This is a genomic window from Pedobacter frigoris (assembly GCF_005116445.1).
Lineage (GTDB): Bacteria > Bacteroidota > Bacteroidia > Sphingobacteriales > Sphingobacteriaceae > Pedobacter > Pedobacter frigoris.
In genome coordinates this window covers 635,720-657,918 of the sequence record NZ_SWBQ01000003.1, presented here as the reverse complement: position 1 = coordinate 657,918, position 22,199 = coordinate 635,720, and the positions used below count along the sequence as shown (strand labels likewise).

Sequence of the window (22,199 nt, the reverse complement as noted above, 5' to 3'; positions counted from 1 at the left end):
AAAAAAAGCCTCTTTAAAGAGGCTTTTTTTATGCATAATTAATTTTAATGACTTGGTGCAGCGGCATCTACACGTTTAATCTGTGCGCCTATCGCACGCAGGCGGGTATCAATGTCCTGATAACCACGCTCTATCTGTTCAATATTGAAAATCGTAGACTTTCCTTCAGCAGACAAAGCTGCAATGAGCAGTGAAACACCTGCACGGATATCTGGAGAAGTCATGCTGATTCCTCTCAGTTTATATTTTTTATCAATACCGTTTACAGTTGCCCTGTGCGGATCACAAAGAATAATTTGTGCACCCATATCAATCAGTTTATCTACGAAGAACAGCCTGCTTTCAAACATTTTCTGGTGAATAAGCACATTCCCTCTGGCCTGAGTGGCTACTACCAATACGATGCTCAGCAAGTCAGGAGTAAAGCCCGGCCATGGAGAATCAGCAATAGTTAGCATAGAACCATCTATAAATGATTCGATTACATAATGTTTTTGAGACGGAATATAGATGTCATCACCTTTTCGTTCGAATTTGATGCCTAATTTTTTGAATACATCAGGAATTACACCCAATTCATCATAACATACGTTTTTGATAGTGATTTCCGACTCTGTCATGGCTGCTAAGCCAATGAAAGAACCAATTTCAATCATATCCGGCAGCATTCTATGCTCAGTTCCGCCCAGCGCGCTTACGCCTTCAATGGTCAATAAATTAGAGCCGATACCTGAGATTTTTGCACCCATACGGTTCAGCATTTTACACAATTGCTGTAAATATGGCTCGCAGGCAGCATTATATATGGTTGTAGTTCCTTTTGCAAGTACAGCAGCCATAACAATATTGGCAGTACCAGTTACAGAAGCCTCATCCAGAAGGATATAAGCGCCTTTCAAATTGGTAGCATCTACATTAAAGAACTCTTTTTTAGTATCGTACACAAATTTGGCACCTAGCTTTTCAAAGCCTAAAAAGTGTGTATCCAATCTTCTTCTTCCTATTTTATCACCACCTGGTTTAGGAATAGCAGCTGTACCGAACCGGCCCAGAAGTGGGCCAACGATCATAATTGAACCTCTTAAACCACCACCTTTTGCCTTAAACACATCGGAAGTGAAGAAGTTTTGGTTGATATTTTTAGCTTCAAAAGTGTAAGTGTCTTTAGACAGGCGTTCCACAGTAACTCCCATGTCGCCAAGGAGTTCGATCAGTTTGTTTACATCCTTAATGTCTGGGATGTTGCTGATCGTCACTTTTTTATCTGTCAGTAAAACAGCGGCAATAATTTGTAAGGCTTCATTCTTTGCCCCCTGAGGCTGAATTTCTCCTTTTAATTTCTTTCCACCAATGATTTCAAATGCGTTCATATTTGTAAATAAAGGGATCTATGTTAAAAAGTATGGTGAATTTTAATGTCTTTGCTTCGGATTGTTATTGCGCTGACGGTTATTGTTGTTGTTATTGTTGTTTTGTCTGCCTTTATTGTTGTTCTGTCTGCCGCGATTGTTGTTATTACTTTGTCTGGCAACCACCGGAGGTTTAAATTCAACCTTGGCCAGGTTTACATTTTCATCCAGCTCCAATGCCCCGTTAGATAATTCCCTTAAATTTTTAAGGATGGTTTCATCTGCTACACTGTCTTTATTCCAGGTTACATAAGCCATTTTCATGAAGTTGGCGATGCCCTGCACCATTGCAGCACGACGTTCAGGTTCGTCTACAGCCTTTGCTTTTTCGATCATCACCTCCACAGTTTTGCCGTAGTGTTTGTATCTGATTTTTTGCTGAGGATAACCAATATGGTCAGGCTTTATCAACGCAGCTTCAGGAGTAGGTTTAGGATATGGACTGTCTACATCTATCTGGTAACCAGATATGATGTGGAGGTGATCCCAAAGTTTGTGTTTGAAATCGGCAACATCACGTAAATGTGGATTTAAAAAGCCCATCAGATCAATTACAGCCTGCGCATATTTATTGCGCTCTTCACGATCTGGTAGCTCTATGATATATTTCACCATATTCTGAACATTGCGGCCATACTCTGCCAATATCAGTTCATTTCTTGTGGTATTATAATCGAAATTCATTCTTGTTTTATTTCTATGGCTGTCTGTTATCCATTGATAACGAGCAAATGCCAGTTTTTATATAATAGTTCTTTAGTAGGAAGCCAAAAGCTTATACAGAGATAGCAAATATATGGCTTATTTCACAATTCGCAATTTAGCAAATTTTAATAACAACTGCTTGTTACCCAATCCCTGGAAAAATACGGTTGCTTTTACGTCGGGCAAAGTACCTTCCAGACTCACGATTTTACCGAATCCAAACTTCTCATGTTCTACATCCATACCATTCTGGAAAGCATTTGCCGGATCTGGTGCAAATCCCGGAGTAGGCACGTGTGCTTTTGGTAATAAAGAAGTGGTTTTAGGTCGCGGCGCAGCAGCGCTGGCAGTACCGGATGAAGATGAACCTGATGACATTGCAGGTTTTGGTTTACTGAAGCTATCTCTCTGCTGTGTCCAGGTTCGTCTTTCATTGTCAAAGCTGTCTTCCCCGAAATTATTCTTCGTAGGTTTTACCACCTCCAGCTCCAGGTATTTTGCATTGATTTCATTAATGAAGCGGCTTGGTTCACAGTTGGTCAGCGTTCCCCAGCGGTAACGTGATGTTGCGTACGTTAGCGTAAGTTTCTTTTCAGCCCTTGTAATTGCTACGTAAAACAAACGGCGTTCTTCTTCCAGATCAGTCCGCGAATTCAGACTCATCTGCGAAGGGAATAGATTCTCTTCAAGGCCTACGATAAATACGTTCTTGAATTCCAGTCCTTTAGAAGAGTGAATGGTCATCAGCGAAACCGTATCTTTGTTCTTATCATCACCACGGTCATCGTTGGTCAGCAATGCGATATCCTGCATAAAAATGGCCAGGCTACGGTCTTCAATGTCTTCACGTTCAGCAAATTCTTTGATACCGTTTAGCAATTCCTGTATGTTTTCATAACGGCTGCGACCTTCAATGCTATCGTCCGTATGTAATTCTTTTAATATCCCTGAATGCTGCGCAATGTATAACGCAGTCTCATAAGCGTCAAGCTTTTTAGCTTCTGCCGCAAAACTTTGGATCAGCATTGCAAAATCATTCAGTTGGTTGGCAATTCTGCCCTCAATGTATTGCTGAGGATTACAGATGACCTGCCACATGGTGATGTCGTGCTTATCAGCAGCCACAATGATCTTCTCTACGGTAGTATCACCTAAGCCACGGCGGGGATAATTGATCACCCTTTTAATTGCCTCTTCATCAGAAGGATTAAAGGTCAGTCTGAAATAGGCGATCAGATCCTTGATCTCCTTACGCTGATAGAAGGATAGTCCGCCATAGATCTTGTATGGTACATTGAGCTTTCTCAAAGCCTCCTCCATGGCCCTTGACTGCGCATTCGTTCTGTACAAAATTGCAAAGTCCTGGTAGTCGTAGCCCTTTGATGAGCGTTCCTGGACGATGGCCTCAGCCACCAGCTTACCTTCCTCATTGTCGGTAAAGGCACGCTGAACTTTTATCCTGTCGCCAGATTCATTGTCAGAGAATACATTTTTCTCCAGCTGATTTTTATTGTTGGCAATGATACTGTTTGCCACCTCCACAATATTTTGAGTAGAGCGGTAGTTTTGTTCCAGTTTATAAACCTGTAATTCAGGATAATCACGTTCGAAATTCAGGATGTTCTGAATATTTGCACCACGGAAAGCATAAATACTCTGCGCATCATCACCCACCACGCAGATGTTCTGATAGGCAGCAGCCAGTTTTTTCACGATCGTATACTGTGAAAAGTTGGTATCCTGGTACTCATCCACCATCAGGTATTTAAATTTTTGCTGATACTTGTTCAACACATCAGGATGATTTTTCAGCAACACATTGGTTTTGAATAGTAAATCATCAAAGTCCATAGCGCCTGCTTTAAAGCATCTTTTGGTATAGGTCTCATAAATGACACCCATTAACGGGCGCTTATTACTGTTGTCTTCGGCCTGAATTTCAGCACTCTGCATATATTCAGAGTAAGAAATCAAATTGTTTTTGGCAGATGACATCCTGTTGTATACAAAATTGGCATTGTATAGCTTGTCGTCCAGCTGCATTTCCTTCAATATAGACCTGATCAGACTTTTACTGTCGTCGGTATCATAGATCGTAAAATTTGAAGGATAACCAATTTTATCAGCTTCAACTCTCAATATTTTTGCAAATACCGAGTGAAAAGTACCCATCCAGATGTTTTTAGCCTCAGCGCCTATTACCTTCATGATACGCTCACGCATGTCTTTCGAAGCCTTGTTGGTAAAGGTTAGTACCAGGATATTGAATGGATCCACACCTTTTTGAATAAGATGGGCTACTCTATAGGTAATTACACGTGTTTTACCTGATCCCGCACCGGCCACAATCATTGCCGGGCCTTGTGTGTTTTCTACTGCTGCGCGTTGTTGGGGGTTTAAACCTGCTAAATAATCCAAAATCAGTTCCTGCTGTTTAAAAATAAGCTATTGAAAAAGTATAATCTTTTTAGAATACAAACTTAGGAAATTCTATGCTTTTTATTGGCCTACATCCAATCTTTTTCCGAACACTCTACCTGGTATGTCCAATAATTTACCAATTGCCGAATACGGGTATAATTTCCATATTTAAAATGAAGTATCCCTGCAGCGGTATGTACTATAAGGTGTCCTACATCCGCTTTCTTGTGCCAGAAATATTGTTTGGCGGTAATGGCCTGTATCTTATAAGGTTCAATGATCTCATGTTCAACATCCCATATTCCGCTTCTCTTGATGATAAACTGCTCGTTCACATAAAGTCTGTGACGTTTGAATTCAAAATATAGCATCGTACCCACCAGTGGGATATAAGGTATCATTACCCAAAAATAGGCGCGATAAGGCTGATGAATAAGTCCGGTGATGATAAACAAAGCAACAGGAAGTACAATTTTGATCATGCACTGCAGAAAGATAAAACGATAGTTGGGCTTTAATGAGATACCTTTTTCCGGTACTTGTCCCAATATCATTTTTAGCACCTCATCGCGCTCAGCTATGTTACAACCCGGAATTTCTATGTCTGTCTTTTTACTTTCTTCAGTATTTGCTTCATCGAAAGAGGCCTGTCTGATCTTCATGTTCAGCAAGTTCAGTTTTTTCTGAAAATAGTTTTGACTAAAGGCGCTCAGTTGTACTTTATTGGGTTTTAAAAGCGTATTGTGCTTTGTAAATAATCCGGAACTGATTGCCAGCGAGCGTTTTTGCCTTATCATTTCAAACTTGAAATACTTTAAGAAAGTTCTGATGATATTGGTAGTTAAAATAACAATAAGCGCAAAAACAAGTAAAATACATAAGGAAACAAACGTAAAGCCTTTTGTTATTGCTGCGCTGATGTGTTCCCTTTCAATCTCAAATGCATCCGTATAATCTTTAAAAAGCTGCAGCGCGCCGAAAATGAAACCGGAGATCAATAGCAAGCTCGCACCATAATTAGAAGTAATGCCTATTTTGAACAATGTATTCGTACTTAATTTTAATACGGGTGCTTCAATCGGTGTTGTTGACTGTTCAGCGTCGAAAGACGCGGTCGTTTCCTCTATGGAGTCGGACTCCCTGCTCAATAGCTTTTGTTTCAAAAGGGTAGCCGTTTCATGATCTATCGCCTTGATGCTTGCTTCTTTTTTTTCGCTGCCCGCTGTATCAATATCCAGGCTGTAAACGCCAATCATTTGCTGGATCAATGACTGATTGATATTTACCTGCTGGATTTTATTGAGCTGGATGGTTAAGGTAGTTTTATTAAAGATACCTTCATTGATGATGAACTCCTGTTTTTCTTCATCCAAAAAAAAGGTAAATCTTCGGTAGCGTAAATAGGAAATGACTGCTAACACCAAAGCGATCGATACAAACACAGCGATTAGAATGAGTCCAAGATGTCCGGTGCCCTTTGTTTTAATGACAACGAATACCAGTGGAAGTGCAACAGCTCTTACCGTTTTTTGAAAGCTATTGGCAAATAGTACGACAATACCAGAAGCCGATTGTTTTCTTGGTTCAGAAAAATCCTCTATTATGCTTTCCATTTACCTGGCTTCGTTTATTTGTTTCATCAGCAATTCTTTGATGCTTTTTGCATGCGCTATCTCAATGCCTGGTATGTGTAAGCTTCCAGAAGCACCGCCTGCTGTAAAGATTCTCAAAGACCCGAGTCCATATATTCTGGAGAATAAACCCTCGTCAAGTGCAATGTGCTGGATTCTGGAAAATGGGATTATGGTAGTAGATGATGCGATGATGCCATTTCTGTACATGATGTCTTTCTCACGCAATGCAAACCCTCTTTTTTTGACACTTAAGCGGTAAAAAAAAAGAAGCAGAACTGCAAAGACCAGGTAAATGGATACTATAATGTATATATATGTTCTGGCTCCTGTGCTCAAAATCAAAAGTGTGACAAGTCCTGCAGCAATGATCAGTAAAAAGATAGCGATATTGATCAAAACAACATTCCAGTATTTGTGATGTAGCGCGGTTAATGATACTTCCTCATATTTTGGGAGTGAATTGGTATCTAAAGTAGCGTTCGTAAAATCCAGCATCTGTATCTGATTATGATAAGTAACGAAGTTAAAAATAATTTGCTCATTCTCCGTTGTATGCCTTAGGTATGCATTCGAATCAGCTAGAGTGTCTTGAGGATTCTGTCATTCCCAATCTATTTATCCAAAAATGTTCCAAACCGCTCATAATGGCAGGTATAACCATTCGGATGTTTTTGTAAATAATCCTGGTGTTCTTCTTCTGCTGGCCAAAACTTCACATAAGGCTCTAGCTTTGTCACTACTTTTCCATCCCATTTATTTGAATTATCCACAATGCCTATCACTTCTTGAGCTATTTGTTTTTCCTCATCATTTTGATAAAAGATAGCCGAACGGTAGCTTGAGCCTCTGTCGTTTCCTTGTCTATCCACCGTGGTTGGATTGTGGATGCGATAAAAATAATCCAGTATTTCTTTGAAACTGGTTTCGGTGCTATCGTAGGTTATTTCAATGCCTTCGGCGTGCCTGGGATGATTTCGGTAAGTTGGGTTTTCATTTTCGCCACCAATGTAGCCCACTTCAGTATCTAATATTCCTTTTTGTTTTCTGAAAAGATCTTCCATTCCCCAGAAACATCCACCTGCGATGTATACTTTTTTACCATTTTCCATATTTTTATTATTTGTCTGTATATTAAGATTTTTTGTTTCTTTTTCCTTATTTCCAGTTGTGCCGCATGCCATAAAGGTAGCCAGCAGAAGCAAAGACGGAAACAGGCTGAAAATTTTCATTTTTGTATTCATAATTTTTTAATTGTTATCATTCTCTATTCATTTATTTCTGTTGTTCGTCATAAGGCTTTGACAAAAGTTGACGTTTTGGGTTGACGGATTTCATCTTTATGAATCAAACCTTTACAAAACACGTTAAAATCGGTTATGTTTTAGAAAATTCCCTGAAGAAAATCGTTAAAACTTATTTGAAGTTGGAACTGTCGCTTTATATTGGAGGAAAACTGATGGAGGTATATGTTTCGGTAATTTCGGAGGTTAGGATGGAGGTTGCATATAGTCAGTATCTCGGTAGGCTTATAGTGTCTTAAGCGCGCGTTTTTTTGCCTTTTTCGCTTAGTGTAAAAGATACGTAAAAACCCTTTTTTTTAGGGTGTTAACCGCATTTTATACTAAAAACCATGCTAAAAATTTACAAATACTGTTAATTGTGATTATTCTTTCATTAAAAACAGGAATATTTCCTGAAAAGCACTAATGTCAAAATTCAAATCATTAAAGCACAGAACTTTGACTCGTCAATAAACCAAATATACCTAGTTAATGGAAACACCCCAAGTGCATAATTTCGGAGCAGGGCCTTGCATCCTGCCAAAATCAGTAATGGAACAGGCTGCCAGTGCGGTGATCAATTGGAACCAGAGCGGACTTAGTATCCTTGAGGTTTCTCACAGGTCTCCTGAATTTGAATCCGTAGTGCTTAAAACTCAGCTTTTGGTTCGGGAGCTGCTGAAAGTTCCTGATGATTATTCTGTTTTGTTTTTACAGGGCGGTGCAAGTACCCAGTTTTCTATGATCCCCCAAAGCTTTTTAAAGACAAAGGGTGCTTATCTGGATACCGGCTATTTTGCACAAAAAGCAATTAAAGAAGCTAGGTTTTACGGGGATGTACAAATAGTGGCATCATCAAGGGATAGAGATTATACTTACGTCCCGGATTGCGACAATATTCATTACGACGCAGACTATATTCACACGACATCAAATAATACGATAGAAGGAACGGAGATTTTCAATTTCCCTAAGCTTGGTATCCCTCATTTTTGTGATATGTCTTCGGATATCTTTTCGAGACCGGTCAATGTAAGGGATTTTGATCTGATCTATGCAGGAGCTCAAAAAAATATGGGGCCTGCGGGAATGACGATGATTATCGTGAGAAATGCACTGCTAAAAACGGTAGACAAAACACTGCCTTCTATGTCTGATTACAGGGTTTTTCGTGACAATAACAGCCTCTACAATACACCACCGGTGTTTTCGATTTATGTTTCCATGCTGAACCTGATCTGGCTGAAGGATAAAGGCGGTGTTGAGGGCGTGGAGCAGCTAAACATTAGGAAGGCAAATACTTTGTATGCCGAAATAGACCGAAATACATTGTTTTATGGCCTGGCAAATGTAGCTCACCGCTCTCGTATGAATGTTACTTTTAAAATGAAAGATCCTTCGTTGGAGCGTGAATTCCTGGATTTTGCCGCTGAACGAGGTGTGGTGGGTATTAAAGGATACAGGACTGTTGGTGGCTTCAGAGTATCATTATACAATGCATTGCCGTTAAATAGTGTGAATATACTGGTAGCAGCCATGCGGGATTTCGAAGGGTTGAAATATTCATCTTCGATAATTTCTAATACTGAGAAAGAACTGAATAAAGCTGAGCTTTATGCGTGACCTGAGGATAACCAAATCGATTACCAACCGTACTGAAGATTCTTTGTTCAGGTACCTTAGCGAGATCGGTCAGATCAATATGATAGATGCCAAGGAAGAAGTTTTGCTGGCTAGGAAAATCAGAGAGGGTGACCAGTCAGCCGAAAACAGGCTTATTTCTGCCAATCTACGTTTCGTAGTTTCCTGCGCAAAGAAATACCAGCATCTGGGTTTAAGTATGGGAGACTTAATTAGTGAAGGGAATCTCGGTCTGATCAAAGCAGCACGTCTTTTTGATGAAACAAGGGGTTTTAAATTCATCAGTTATGCTGTTTGGTGGGTGAGACAGGCCATGATAAGTGCCCTAAACGAACAAGTCAGGATCATTCGCGTTCCGATGAACCAGCAATTGGGTATGAATGCAATCAGTATAGAGGCGCAGAAGCTGGAACAAATCCTGGAACGTGAACCTACATTGGAAGAACTTTCGGAAGCGATCGGCAAAAAGCAAAGTCAACTTACTGAATACATTCAGTCAAACGCACGTACAAAATATCTTGAGGATCACCTTCCGTCGGGGGACAGTGAATGCAATACTCTGCTGAACTTTTTGCCTGAAGAAGGTGGAGATCATACTGGCGAATGGATCAGGAAGGAAGCATTGAGTCTGGAGTTTAATATACTGTTGTCCAGATTGAGCCCTAGAGAACAAAAGATTTTGAGGTTATCTTTTGGACTGGGAGGTTATCCGCCCCTGGAAAACGAAGATATTGCGATTAGACTGGGACTTTCCAAAGAAAGAGTCCGACAACTGCGGACAGGTGCCATTCGTAAACTGAAAGGTATTCCCGAGGCTTTAAGACTCAGAGAGTATGCTTAGTACCAATGATATATGCTCCATTGTCTTTCTCATAATTGTTATTTTGCTGGTTGTGGCTTATAAAATGGGCAGCATTAACAGGGTGGCTGAAGAAGAAGACGATTCTCACTGGCTATAGCTTGAATGAGGTTTCATATTTAGACTCTGCGATAACAAACATACTTTTGACTGATGCGATGTTGGGTAAGATGGAAAGTTTTTTCATAATGAAATCATTGTAGTCGTCGATATCGCCGACTACTACTTTTAAAATGAAGTCATTTTCTCCACTTACGTGAAAGCATTCCATCACTTCTTCGAAAGCATTGGTGTTTTGCTGAATGTCGACCAGTGCTTCAAGGTTACAGTTGTTTATTTTTATCAATGTAAATACGGCCAGGCCACGTCCGACCCGTTTGCGGTCAAGCAGGGTGACAAACTTTTTGATGATGCCATTTTCCATTAATTTTCGGACACGTGCCTGCGTAGCGGATAAAGATTTATTGGTTTTGTAGGCGATTTCCTTGTGGGTTAGCCGCGCATCTTTTTGAATCAGATTGAGAATGCTAATGTCCGTGTTGTCCAGTTCTTTTTGACTCATACTCTACATTTGGTTTGGTAAAGGTATGTAAGTTATTGGGTTTGAAACAACGAGTTTTACATATATTTGCAGAAACTAATTTGTTATGCAAGAGATCAAAAAATATGTTGAAGAGAACAAGCAGCGTTTTTTAGATGAGCTGTTTGAATTATTGCGTTTCCCATCTGTAAGTGCCGATCCAAAATATAAAGGTGATGTGCTGAAAACTGCCGATTTTGTTGCCGCTAAGTTAAGAGAAGCAGGTGCCGATAAAGTGGAAATTTGTGAAACAGCTGGTTATCCTATCGTTTATGGTGAGAAGATTATAGATGAAAAATTACCTACTGTTTTGATCTATGGACATTATGATGTTCAGCCACCAGATCCTTTGGAACTTTGGAAAACTCCTCCTTTTGAGCCTACAGTGCGGGATGGTAAAATTTATGCACGCGGTGCCTGTGATGATAAAGGCCAGTTTTACATGCATGTAAAGGCATTTGAATTGATGATGAAAACAAATACGCTTGCCTGTAACGTTAAATTCATGATTGAAGGTGAGGAAGAGGTAGGTTCTGCAAACCTTGGAATCTTTGTAAATGCTAACGTTGAGCGTTTGAAAGCAGATGTAGTTCTGATCTCTGATACCTCGATGATCAGCATGGAAAATCCGTCGATCGAAACCGGTTTACGTGGTTTGGCTTATATGGAAGTAGAAGTGGTAGGCCCTAACCGCGATTTGCACTCTGGTGTATATGGTGGTGCGGTAGCCAATCCTGCAACGATCCTTTGCAAAATGATCGCTTCATTACATGATGAAGATAACCACATTACCATTCCTGCATTCTATGATAAAGTTGTAGAACTGACAGAGGAGGAGAAAAAAGCATTGAATTCCGCTCCTTTTGATTTGGATGAATATAAAACTGATTTGGATATCAACTCAGAGTGCGGTGAGAAAGGATATTCTACTTTAGAGCGTACCGGAACAAGACCTACTTTAGAGGTTAATGGTATCTGGAGCGGTTATATAGGAGAAGGTGCTAAAACTGTACTCCCTTCAAAAGCAAACGCGAAGATTTCTATGCGTTTGGTGCCTAACCAAAGCTCGGAAGAGATCTCTGAGATTTTCGCAAAACACTTTGAAAGTATTGCCCCTAATTATGTGAAGGTTAAAGTAACAGCACATCATGGCGGTGAACCGGTAGTTACGCCTACAGACAGCATAGCTTATCGTGCTGCGGAAAAAGCCATTGTAGATTCGTTTGGTAAGGCACCTATTCCGACAAGAGGTGGTGGCAGTATTCCTATTGTCGCTTTGTTTGAAAGTGCTTTGGGTATTAAATCTGTATTGTTTGGCTTTGGACTGGATAGTGATGCTTTGCACTCACCAAATGAGAAATACGATATCTTTAATTATTACAAAGGAATAGAGACATTGCCTTTGTTCCATAAGTATTTTGCAGAATTGAGCAAATAAGCTTATTGCTCCAATCTTAATTACCTAAAGCTTATTTTATAAAAACACCAACATTCCTGCTCTCTGCGGATTCAGAAATAGAATCCGGATGTCGATCAGGAACATTGGTGTTTTTATTTTTGGATGCATATTTGAAAGGTGTATTTTTGTAGCATCATGCCACCAGCACCAAGAAAAACACCTGTTTCCCGAAAACCTACTTTCCGCAAGATCTATGAATCAGATGCTTCCGGACGTCCAAGAAGAAAAACTACCCCAAGAAAGAGAAGCACAAAGAAAAAACCATGGCCGGTATGGCTTAAGATTTCAATAGCCGCATTGTTACTGGTGTTGCTTTCTCCATTTTACTATGGGTATGTCATTAAAGGTTCTAGTTCTACATGGCGATGGATCAGAGACATAGGAGAGGATCCCAATTACCGTACCTATAGTAGCTTTGACATTAAGATTCCCAGGGGTTACGGAATTCATGGGATCGACGTTTCTTATTACCAGGGAAAAATAGACTGGAAACAGGTAAAAACCATGAAGGAAGATGATGTAAAGATTGATTTTGCATTCATTAAGGCAACTGAAGGTCTATTTAAAGTTGATCCATATTTTCAGCGCAACTGGCGTGAAGCACCAAAGGCAGGTGTGATCTGTGGTGCATACCATTTTTTTAGGCCGCAAAAGTCGGGAGAGTGGCAGGCAAAGTTCTTCCTGCAGACTGTTAAAATTGAGGCGGGTGATCTTCCTCCCGTGGTAGATATTGAAGAACTTAATGATGTTACTGCTTCAAAGATGCGTGTTCAACTTGCTGAATTTCTAAACTATATTGAAAAGAAGACAGGGGTAAAGCCAATTATCTATACAGGATTGTCTTTTTATAAAGACTACTTGCAAGGTCATTTTGATGAATATCCGCTATGGATAGCACATTACCATCAGCCAAAATTGAAAGTTAGTAAGGCAACAAACTGGCATTTTTGGCAACATTCTGATAAGGCAAGGATATCAGGAATTAATCATGTCGTCGATTTTAATGCGTTTAATGGTGATAGTCTGGCATTTGATAACATGCTGATTAAACGGACAAATTTTTAAAGCAACGGCGACAGCAATCTGGCTGCTTTCTCCAGCAATTGTTTATAGCTCGGCCTGGCAGCCCATTCTTCAGGATCTATTTTTTCAGCATCCTGCAGATCCTGATAGAATACTTCGGTTAGCTCAGTTCCTATTTTGTTGTCATACACAACAGCATTCACTTCAAAATTCAAATCGAAGCTTCTGAAATCCATGTTTGCAGTGCCTATCATAGCTAATTTGCTATCCGATACCAGTGTTTTAGCGTGAACAAAGCCTTTTTTGTACTGGTAAATTTCAACCCCTGATTTTAGCAGGTCATTGTAGTAAGAGCGGGCGGCAGAATTGACCAGCACAGAATCTGATTTTCCGGGCACAAGCAGTTTTACAGCTATCCCACTCAACGAAGCTATACTCAGGGCGTCAAGCAGGCTTTCGCCCGGAATAAAGTACGGGCTGGTGATGAGGATTTCCTTTTCGGCAAGGTTGATAGCCTGGAGGATAGAGAATAAGATGGTAGGCGATTCTGAGTCGGGACCGCTGGCAGCAATCTGTACTATCGTATCGTCTTTGGTGGGCTCAGCAGGCTTCTGAGGGAAAAAATGAGGATCTCTTTTTAGTGGCTCGTCAGTGCAAAAGTTCCAGTCGCACAAAAATAAATACTGAAGGTATTGAGTACCTGGTCCGTCAATCCTTAAATGAGTATCTCTCCAAAATGTCTTTTGCGGCTCATTGCCGTCGTTGATGTACCTGTCGCTCACATTAATCCCGCCGACAAATGAAGTTACGCCATCGATAACAATGATTTTTCTGTGGTTCCTGTAATTTAGCCTGTTGGCCAGCAATATGAAGTGCACCTTTAAGAATGGATAAGCTTCTATTCCATTTGCTCTCAGCTTAGGCACCAGCTTTTTTCGGATATCCCTGCTGCCGAAGTCATCGTAGATAAAGCGCACTTTTATTCCTTCTTTGGATTTTTCTATAAGTGCTTCAGCAAGCTGCTGACCAATAAGATCATCTTCAAATATGTAGTATTCAATATGGATGTGGTGCTTTGCCGCTTTGATGGCCCGGAGTACTTCCGGGAATTTGTGTTCTCCATTGATCAGTAGCTTTACTTCATTGTTGGTTGTTAAGGGGCTCATGGAGTCTTTCAACAGCATGAACGCAAGTTCTTTATTGCTCAGTATTTTATCGTTATTTTCTTGAATCGTCTGCCTGGAGTAGAGCATGAGGTCATCCCTGAACTTTGTTGCCAGTTCGTCGTCTTCATAAAGCTTTTTACTGTACATCTTTCTATGGCGGTAGTTGATACCAAAGAAGAAATAAAATATCATTCCGAAAAACGGGACGAAGACTGCAAAAAGCAGGTAGGCCAGGGTCTTGGTTGTGCTGCGGGTATCGTAGATGATGCGCAGACAAACCAGGCCAAGAGCGATTAAATAAACAATTTCAGCAATGAGCAGCCAATCCAGATTCATAAAAGTATTGCCATTTGTGGCAAAATACAAAAAGCATTTTTAAATTGGCTGTTAACTTGACCCCAAAATATGAGTATAAGGACAGCTGCGGCGGGTGACGCAAAAGCCATTCAAGATTTGATGAACCAGCTTGGTTACCCTACTGAAGATGGTTTTATAGAAAAAAGACTGGAGGTGTTATCCAAAAACCTTGAACATACAGACCTTATTTATGAACTCGAAGGCGCTGTGGTAGGTTTTATATCTATCCATTTTATTCCACAGATCGCTTTTGATGGTGAATATGCTGTCATTAATTATTTTGTTGTGGACGACCAAGTGAGGAGCCAGGGGGTAGGTAAAGCTCTGGAAGAACGTTGTACGGAGCTGGCTACAGCGAGGAAATGCAAACGGATATTGGTCCACAGCAATGCAAGAAGAACTGACGCGCACCGGTTTTACCTCAGACAGGGTTTTATTGAGTATCCGAAGGATTTTATCAAGAAATTACTTTAAGCATCAAATAGTCCATTTTTCGCAGGTTTTAAGAAAAGAAGGATTTGCATCTGCCCCGATGCCGGGTGTTTCGGGAGCGTCTACAAGATAGCCATTATAGGTTAATCCGCCGACTACAGGATCTACGAGGTGCCCCAGCAGGCAGGAATCCATATCGAAGAAAATCACATTTGGACTGGACAATGCAAAGTGGAGGTTGGCGCTTAATGCGATTCTGCTTTCCAGCATTCCGCCAATCATACATTTGGTGCCTGTTTGCAGCGCTATTTCATGAATTTTCTGAGCTTCAAGAATCCCACCGGATTTGGAGAATTTGATGTTTATATAATCGGTAGCCCCGCTATTGATCAGTTTACGCGCGTCATGATGGCTATAGCAGCTTTCATCAGCCATGATCGGGATTGAAGAGTTAGCTTTTAATTCCGGTAGTTTATCATCATACCATGTTCTCATGGGCTGCTCGCAAAACTGGATGTTGAAAGGTTCAAGCATCCCAAGGGCCAATAGCGCATCATCAAAACTCCATCCCTGGTTGGCATCCAATCTTAAACTGACCTCATTTCCAACAGCAGCCCTAATCTGCCGAACGCGTTCTACGTCGGAATGTACGTCTTTTCCAAGCTTGACCTTAACGATACGGCAACCCTTGGCTACAAATGATGAAGCGGCGGCGGCCATGGCTTCCGGGCTGCCAATACCAATAGTCATGTCTGTTTCTATGGTTCGTTTTTCCCCGCCAAGAAATTGGTACAGCGGTTGGCGGGCATGTTTACCTGCGATATCAAACAAAGCCATATCGAAGGCACTTTTAATGGTGCTGTTGTGTGCGGCGTATCCCAGGATGTCATTCATGCGCTCGGGAATATCGAGCGGGTCTTTGCCAATCAATACCTTTGCAAATTCTTTTGCCATTACAATGCAAGTTTCCTGGCTTTCACCGACAATCATCGGAAAAGCAGAACATTCGCCCACGCCATAGATACCATTACTACAGAATATTCTAATGAGCACATTCTGAGCATAATGCATAGTTCCTGTCGCAATTACAAAGGGTTCTGTAGGTATGCTGAACCGGTAGATTTCGATATGGCTGATCTTCATACGGATACTGTTTTATCTAGTAAAAATACAATTAATCTTTACCTTTAGTGTATGAATCATGAACCCAATAGCCTCATTAAGGCATCTTCACCTTATTTGTTACAGCATGCTTATAACCCTGTAAACTGGTATGAATGGGGGACTGAAGCATTGGAGAAAGCCAAAGCAGAAAATAAGCTGATCCTGGTGAGCATAGGCTATTCTGCCTGTCACTGGTGCCATGTGATGGAGCGTGAGAGTTTTGAAAATCACGAAGTGGCAGAGGTTATGAACCAGCATTTTGTATGTATTAAGGTCGACAGAGAGGAAAGGCCGGATATCGATCAGATTTATATGCTGGCCATACAATTGATGACTGGGAGTGGGGGCTGGCCGCTAAATTGTATTTGTCTGCCAGATCAGCGTCCGATTTATGGAGGTACCTATTTTAAAAAGGAAGACTGGATCAACGTCTTGTTAAGCGTGGCAGACTTATGGAAAAATGATCCTGATAAGGCAAAGCAGTATGCGGACAGGTTAACCGACGGTATTCGCAATGCGGAAAAGATTGTCCCGAATCTAAAAGCAGAGGATTATACGGAAGTTCATCTTAGAGAAATAACAGATCCCTGGAAGCGGTATTTTGACATGTCGGAGGGTGGATATAACCGTGCACCTAAATTTCCGCTACCAAATAATTGGCAGTTTATGCTGCGTTACAGCAAGTTGATGAATGACGATGCTACCCATGTATCTGCATTACTCACGTTAGAGAAAATGGCAATGGGAGGTATATACGATCATGTTGGCGGAGGTTTTGCCAGGTATTCTGTGGACGGACAATGGCATGTGCCGCATTTTGAAAAGATGTTGTACGACAATGGTCAGCTGATCAGTCTGTATGCTGAGGCCTACCAATATTCACGCAATCCATTATTTAAAGATATTGTTGCAGAAACTGTAGTGTGGCTTGAACGGGAAATGACCTCGGAAGTAGGGTTGTTTTATTCAGCATTAGATGCGGATAGTGAGGGCGTGGAAGGTAAATTCTATGTGTGGGACAAGGCTGAGTTTAAAGCCACAGTCGGAAAAGATGCGGATTTGCTGGCGGACTACTACCACGTTACGGGAGAAGGGAATTGGGAAGAAGAGCAGACCAATATATTACTGACAAGATTTTCACTGGATGAATATGCCGATGTAAGGGGAGTTACGATCATAGAACTTCAGAAAAAAATCAGCGCTGCGAAAGTAAAGTTGCTGGAAGCAAGATCTAAGCGGGTAAGACCGGGACTGGATGATAAGTGTCTGACAGCCTGGAATGGAATGGCAATTAAGGGCTTAGCTGAGGCCGCAGAGATATTCAATCAGGAGCATTATTATCATCTGGCGGTGAGGGCTGCAGATTTTGTGATTAGTGACCTGGGTGCAGAAGATGGCGGCTTGTACCGCAATTATAAAAATGGAAAAGCAAGTATTCCGGGTTTTCTGGATGATTATGCTTTTTTTATTGATGCGTTGATTTCACTTTATCAGTGTGATTTTGGAGAGCATTGGCTGAGGGAAGCAAGGAGGCTCAGCGATTACGTACTTTCTAATTTTGAAGATACAGAAAGTCCGATGTTGTTTTATACTGCAGAAAGTGGTGAGACCCTGATAGCCCGAAAGCATGAGGTGATGGACAATGTGATCCCTTCTTCAAATTCGGTAATGGCCCAGAATTTACACAAGCTGGGACTGTTGTTTGATCATGGAGGATATAGCAGCAAGGCTGCAGACATGTTGGCTGCAGTTCATCCGCAGATCAAAACGTATGGTTCTGCTTATTCTAACTGGGCTATACAGCTTTTAAATGAAGTATTTGGCGTAAATGAAATTGCATTAACCGGAGAAGATGTCTCTGAACAGAAGCGTTTGTTGAATACCCATTACATTCCCAATAAAATTACTTTATCAGGAACAAATTCTCAGCTTCCTTTGTTAAAAGATAAGCAAAGCTTTGAAACAAAAATCTATATTTGCCGAAATAAAGTATGCCAGTTGCCAGTAGCTACTGTTGATGAAGCATTAAAATTGATAACTAAATAACATCACAATGAGTATTAAACCCAATACAGTAGTATCATTAACGTACGAATTGCATACGACTAATGAAGAAGGACAACAAGTTTTTGTAGAGAAAGCAGATGAGCAAAATGCACTCGTATTTCTTTATGGTACAGGAATGATGTTGCCAAAATTTGAAGAGCATTTAAGCGGTTTAAATGTAGGTGATGATTACAGCTTCGAGTTGACAGCTGCTGATGGCTACGGAGAAATCGATCCAGGAGCTTTTGCCGACTTACCTAAAGATATGTTTAAAGATGTAGATCTTCCAGCAGTAGGAGATGTTATTCCTTTGCAGGACAATCAGGGAAATCACTTCAGAGCTGGCGTAACTGCAGTTCACGAAGACAGTGTTTCTGTTGATTTAAACCACCCAATGGCTGGTAAAAACCTGATTTTTGCAGGTAAAATCCTTACTGTACGTGAAGCTACTCAAGATGAATTGGCTCACGGCCATGCACATGGTGCAGACGGTCATTCTGGTCACTAGAATTTAAGAATTAAGTTAAATAGAAAGGCTGCTTGTGTAAAACAAGCAGCTTTTTTTATATCTAGTCCGGCTTTACCGGATTGGCATTACATTTTTCGCAGGTGCCGTATGCTGTGGTGCTCATGGTCTTCGCAGTAAAGCCATCAGGCATTTTTATTTTTGGTATGCGGACTTCCAGACAATAGATCTTAAAGCAACTGGTGCAGTTAAAATGCACATGCTCGTCATGATGGTGATGCTCAGAACAGGATGAAGAGCAGATGGCATAGTTGGCCGTTCCGTTCATGTCCATAATCCGGTGCAGGATCCCCTTGTCTTCATAGGTGTTCAATATCCTGTATAAAGTAACCCGGTCAATCTCTTTGCCCAGCTTTTTTTCAAGCTCGGGCTGAGAAATGGCCACTTCGTCCATAGAAATCTCTTCAAGTACACGAACACGCTGTTTGGTATGTTTTAAATCGTGTTCTTTTAATATGTTGACAGGGTTTATCTTGGTCATATTGATTTCGCAGCTACTAATGAAATGGGAGGATTATCCATCGCATTTCCTGTACTTAATTTTAACGTTCCTTTAACAGTTATCGTCTGATAAGTGAATTTAATAGGCTCTGCCATCTCTACCATTACCATGATCGGTACTCCGTTTTTACCACAGTAAAAACATTGATTGATGGGTAATGTAGAAAGCATGAATTTGGTTTGTTTCATTCCGTCTTTGATGGGAACGATATAACCTTCCAATTCAAAAGGCTTGTTAGCGAACTTTTTAATGTTAGCATTGTAAACGGGAAACATTTCAGAATCTTTAACAATCTTGAAGTCAACACTACCGATAACATCCCAGTTGTCAGACATGACCTGATCGTCAGGATTATGCTGAGCTTTAACCGCTAAGCCTGTAAACAGCAACATTATAAGCATTATTCTTTTCATCATGATCCGGATATATTTATTTAAAGCTCTATTTCTTATTAGTTTTTAGCCAGTATTTTAGAAATATTCGACTTGTATGCCTGTATTGCTGGTATAATAGCAGCAAAGATACCAATAGCGAGGCCTGCGGCAAACAAATATATTTCATCCCAAAGTAAAACAATGCCAGTCAACCTAGCCTGATTGCTTTCCTGGTAACTTCCAATCAATTGTAATGCCAGATGTCCAAGTGCTATTCCAATGATTGTTCCGGCTAAGGTAAGCATAATCCCTTCGGCAATTATGATGACAAATAGTTTCCCTCTGGAAGCACCCAGTGTCCGCATAATGGCCAGATCATAACTGCGCTCTTTTAAAGAGTTGTATAAATTAACAAATACACTGATTGCTGCAATGAGCATAATGAGTGCAGCAAACCATTGAAGTGTATCTACTCCGACGCCGATGAGGGAAAACAGCCTGGTGCTTTCCTGTGCAGGAGAGGCAGCCTGCATATTGGTAGATTCATTGACCATGCGCGGAAACATCACTACAGACATGGGTGAGCGGTACTGGATCAGTAAGGAAGTCAGTTCGCGGTCCTCGTCATGAGCTTCTTCATGCTTATGTTCGTGATCTCCGTGCTCGTGATCATGTACTTCGCCTTCATGATGCTCATGCGCTTCAGCCTCATGATCATGTTCATCATGCATCTTCCAGACACTCGCTACATTGGTCAGGATCAGGTTGTCAGTTACATTTCCCTGAGCTTCAAGTATGCCTGCTACAATATATGGATGATCTTTGTGTACATCTGAACTGCCTGTGAGACCGTGTGCACCATTAAAGGTATCTCCAATTTTCAGCTTCTGGTTTTGAGCTACAGAGGACCCAATGGTCGTTTCGAAGTCTTTCTGCCAGAATTTTCCTTCTCTAACCTTTAACTTATAAACGCTTACAAAATTGCTGTCTGTACCTACAATTCTTACCCCATTGTAATTGTCGCCGAGGGCCAGTGGGACTGCCTTCTTAACAAAGGGACTATGCGCAAGCTCCATCGCCTGTTTTAAAGGTATATTTCCCGTAGGAAAATCTATGTAATAAATGCTGCTGAGTATCAATTGCAGAGGACTGCCTTTGGCTCCCACAACAAGGTCTATATCCTTCGAGTTATTTTCCAGTTTGTCGCTGATCTGCGTAGAGGCCAGCAGTAATATGGTAAGGATTCCTGTGCCAAAAGCAATGAGCATGATATTTAGTGCAGAGCTTAATGGTTTAGACCATAGGCTTTTCCAGCTGATTTTTAATGGGCTCATGCTAATTCGTAGGTATTGGTAAATGCATCTTTAACTCTTTTATCGTGGGTCGCCACAACCAGGGTAGCCTGGTTAATGTTGGACTGTTGAAGCAACAGATCGAGTACTGCCATAGCGTTTTTGTCGTCCAGACTCGAAGTAGGTTCATCTGCAATCAGCAATGCCGGTTTATTAATTACGGCTCTGGCAATAGATACCCGTTGCAATTGCCCCTGACTCAGTTCATTTGGATATGCTTTTATTTTGTCGGCGATACCCAGTGAAGTCAATACCTCGCTGACCCGGGTCATATCTTCCGGCAGTTTTGCAAAGCTTTGGGCCATCAAAAGATTTTCTGCAATGGTAAGACTTTTAATCAGGTGCGGTCGCTGGAATACGATTCCTATATTTCTGCCCCTGAACTGATCGAGTTGTTTGGCAGAAAGTGTATAAATTGAAGTGTCATTGATGGTAACGGCACCATTATTCGGTTTTAGAATTCCGGTAAGGATGTGCAGTAGTGTTGTTTTTCCGCTTCCAGATGAACCCAGAAGCAACCATTGCTCCCCATTGTTGATCTGCCAGTCCTTAAACCCAATTTGGACCTTTTCGTTGTAGTTGTGAGATACAGAGTTTAATGAGATCATATTTAATCCTTATTTCTTTATATGGCTTTTCAAGTACTTGATGTAAAGTTGCTTACCAGCTGCCTTTTCATGTCTGCAGCCTGGATTGATCATACTCACAAAAAGTAGGAATGCGCCAAATATCAGTTTTTTGTTCATCATATGTGTTATGCAAAAATAGTATATGCAATTAAATTGCAGTTGTCTGAAGTGTAAAGGATTTGCTACTGCCGGTTAATATGCCGGTAACAGGTTAACGATGGATACAGCTGCCGCTGTATTTCCAATTGATAAAATGTGCAAAAGCGATGGTAAATCCGCCCAAGGGAATCAAGACTGATTCGAGTTCGTGAATAACGTAATGTCCAGAACCTATCAGTAAAAACCCAATGATCAGAACCAATATCGGCACTACCTTTTTGTGCTTCGGATAGGAACTGCTCAAAGACCATATCCCGATAATAAGGGATATCCCAATCATTGTCAATTCTACCCAACTGTGCGCGAGAAAGCCCAATCCCATAAGGGGAAGTGTAGTTATGAAAAAAGGCAGGGCTGCACAATGGATGGCACAAGCAATAGAGGCTGTCATGCCCAGTTGGTCAAGTTTTGCTGTTCTGATAAGTCGTTTCATGATGTAAAGAATAAAAGTTAATGTAACTAAGTTGCAAATATAAAAGCA

The 22,199-nt window shown here is 40.9% G+C and carries 22 protein-coding genes; 7 read left to right on the top strand and 15 right to left on the bottom strand.

Annotated features, from left to right (window positions below):
- Positions 1–44: 44 nt before the first annotated feature.
- From murA to msrA, 6 genes are all read right to left on the bottom strand, one after another.
- Positions 45–1,370 (bottom strand): UDP-N-acetylglucosamine 1-carboxyvinyltransferase, encoded by a 1,326-nt coding sequence (murA, locus tag FA047_RS13660; protein ID WP_136836611.1) that lies wholly within the window; start codon positions 1,368–1,370, stop codon positions 45–47.
- 42 nt (positions 1,371–1,412) lie between these two features.
- Positions 1,413–2,093 (bottom strand): DUF4290 domain-containing protein, encoded by a 681-nt coding sequence (locus tag FA047_RS13655; RefSeq protein WP_136836610.1) that lies wholly within the window; start codon positions 2,091–2,093, stop codon positions 1,413–1,415.
- A 117-nt stretch (positions 2,094–2,210) separates the two neighbouring features.
- Positions 2,211–4,532: an ATP-dependent helicase gene (locus FA047_RS13650; RefSeq protein ID WP_136836609.1), complete on the bottom strand. Its 2,322-nt coding sequence runs from the start codon at positions 4,530–4,532 to the stop codon at positions 2,211–2,213.
- Positions 4,533–4,621: 89 nt separating this feature from the next.
- Entirely contained in the window at positions 4,622–6,148 is a 1,527-nt protein-coding gene (locus tag FA047_RS13645) for a PH domain-containing protein (RefSeq protein WP_136836608.1), read from the bottom strand.
- Positions 6,149–6,664, bottom strand: a complete 516-nt coding sequence (locus tag FA047_RS13640) for a PH domain-containing protein (protein WP_136836607.1) — start codon at positions 6,662–6,664, stop codon at positions 6,149–6,151.
- A 116-nt stretch (positions 6,665–6,780) separates the two neighbouring features.
- The gene (msrA, locus tag FA047_RS13635) at positions 6,781–7,398 is read right to left on the bottom strand and encodes a peptide-methionine (S)-S-oxide reductase MsrA (protein ID WP_225872733.1); all 618 of its coding nucleotides are present in this window, start codon (positions 7,396–7,398) and stop codon (positions 6,781–6,783) included.
- 543 nt (positions 7,399–7,941) lie between these two features.
- Between msrA and serC the strand changes: the two genes are divergently transcribed.
- Together serC and FA047_RS13625 are read left to right on the top strand one after the other, a co-directional pair.
- On the top strand, positions 7,942–9,072 hold the full coding sequence (gene serC / locus FA047_RS13630; protein WP_136836606.1) for a 3-phosphoserine/phosphohydroxythreonine transaminase: 1,131 nt from the start codon (positions 7,942–7,944) through the stop codon (positions 9,070–9,072).
- Positions 9,065–9,931 carry a sigma-70 family RNA polymerase sigma factor gene (locus tag FA047_RS13625; protein ID WP_136836605.1) on the top strand — a complete coding sequence of 289 codons (867 nt, stop codon included), beginning with the start codon at positions 9,065–9,067 and terminating at the stop codon, positions 9,929–9,931. The genes serC and FA047_RS13625 overlap by 8 nt, the downstream gene beginning before the upstream one ends.
- Before the next feature lie 112 nt (positions 9,932–10,043).
- On the opposite strand, the gene FA047_RS13620 is transcribed toward FA047_RS13625, so the two are convergent.
- Positions 10,044–10,511: an Lrp/AsnC family transcriptional regulator gene (locus tag FA047_RS13620; protein WP_136836604.1), complete on the bottom strand. Its 468-nt coding sequence runs from the start codon at positions 10,509–10,511 to the stop codon at positions 10,044–10,046.
- An 85-nt stretch (positions 10,512–10,596) separates the two neighbouring features.
- Here FA047_RS13620 and FA047_RS13615 point away from each other — a divergent pair, with 85 nt between their 5' ends.
- Entirely contained in the window at positions 10,597–11,967 is a 1,371-nt protein-coding gene (locus FA047_RS13615) for a dipeptidase (protein ID WP_136836603.1), read from the top strand.
- Between the two features lie 156 nt (positions 11,968–12,123).
- Positions 12,124–13,053, top strand: a complete 930-nt coding sequence (locus FA047_RS13610; RefSeq protein ID WP_136836602.1) for a glycoside hydrolase family 25 protein — start codon at positions 12,124–12,126, stop codon at positions 13,051–13,053.
- Here the strand turns inward: FA047_RS13610 and cls are convergent.
- Complete coding sequence (gene cls / locus FA047_RS13605; RefSeq protein WP_317130919.1) at positions 13,050–14,513, bottom strand: cardiolipin synthase; 1,464 nt, start codon at positions 14,511–14,513, stop codon at positions 13,050–13,052. The two genes, FA047_RS13610 and cls, sit on opposite strands and share 4 nt — an antisense overlap.
- Before the next feature lie 69 nt (positions 14,514–14,582).
- Between cls and FA047_RS13600 the strand changes: the two genes are divergently transcribed.
- Complete coding sequence (locus tag FA047_RS13600) at positions 14,583–15,008, top strand: GNAT family N-acetyltransferase (RefSeq protein ID WP_136836601.1); 426 nt, start codon at positions 14,583–14,585, stop codon at positions 15,006–15,008.
- A 3-nt stretch (positions 15,009–15,011) separates the two neighbouring features.
- On the opposite strand, the gene FA047_RS13595 is transcribed toward FA047_RS13600, so the two are convergent.
- A complete protein-coding gene (locus tag FA047_RS13595) occupies positions 15,012–16,109 on the bottom strand; it encodes a mandelate racemase/muconate lactonizing enzyme family protein (protein WP_136836600.1) in 1,098 nt (365 codons plus the stop codon).
- A gap of 51 nt (positions 16,110–16,160) precedes the next feature.
- On the opposite strand from FA047_RS13595, the gene FA047_RS13590 reads away from it, so the two are divergent.
- Both FA047_RS13590 and FA047_RS13585 read left to right on the top strand, forming a co-directional pair.
- Positions 16,161–18,176, top strand: a complete 2,016-nt coding sequence (locus FA047_RS13590; protein WP_136836599.1) for a thioredoxin domain-containing protein — start codon at positions 16,161–16,163, stop codon at positions 18,174–18,176.
- A gap of 7 nt (positions 18,177–18,183) precedes the next feature.
- On the top strand, positions 18,184–18,684 hold the full coding sequence (locus tag FA047_RS13585; RefSeq protein WP_136836598.1) for an FKBP-type peptidyl-prolyl cis-trans isomerase: 501 nt from the start codon (positions 18,184–18,186) through the stop codon (positions 18,682–18,684).
- 61 nt (positions 18,685–18,745) lie between these two features.
- Here the strand turns inward: FA047_RS13585 and FA047_RS13580 are convergent, their stop codons facing one another.
- From FA047_RS13580 to FA047_RS13560, 6 genes are all read right to left on the bottom strand, one after another.
- A complete protein-coding gene (locus FA047_RS13580; protein WP_136836597.1) occupies positions 18,746–19,183 on the bottom strand; it encodes a Fur family transcriptional regulator in 438 nt (145 codons plus the stop codon).
- Complete coding sequence (locus tag FA047_RS13575) at positions 19,180–19,620, bottom strand: hypothetical protein (RefSeq protein WP_136836596.1); 441 nt, start codon at positions 19,618–19,620, stop codon at positions 19,180–19,182. The genes FA047_RS13580 and FA047_RS13575 overlap by 4 nt, the downstream gene beginning before the upstream one ends.
- A 35-nt stretch (positions 19,621–19,655) precedes the next feature.
- Positions 19,656–20,912: an ABC transporter permease gene (locus FA047_RS13570; RefSeq protein ID WP_136836595.1), complete on the bottom strand. Its 1,257-nt coding sequence runs from the start codon at positions 20,910–20,912 to the stop codon at positions 19,656–19,658.
- Entirely contained in the window at positions 20,909–21,538 is a 630-nt protein-coding gene (locus tag FA047_RS13565) for an ABC transporter ATP-binding protein (protein ID WP_136836594.1), read from the bottom strand. The genes FA047_RS13570 and FA047_RS13565 overlap by 4 nt, the downstream gene beginning before the upstream one ends.
- Before the next feature lie 9 nt (positions 21,539–21,547).
- A complete protein-coding gene (locus FA047_RS21020; protein ID WP_262709990.1) occupies positions 21,548–21,679 on the bottom strand; it encodes a hypothetical protein in 132 nt (43 codons plus the stop codon).
- 91 nt (positions 21,680–21,770) lie between these two features.
- Complete coding sequence (locus FA047_RS13560) at positions 21,771–22,151, bottom strand: MerC domain-containing protein (protein WP_136836593.1); 381 nt, start codon at positions 22,149–22,151, stop codon at positions 21,771–21,773.
- Positions 22,152–22,199: the final 48 nt, after the last annotated feature.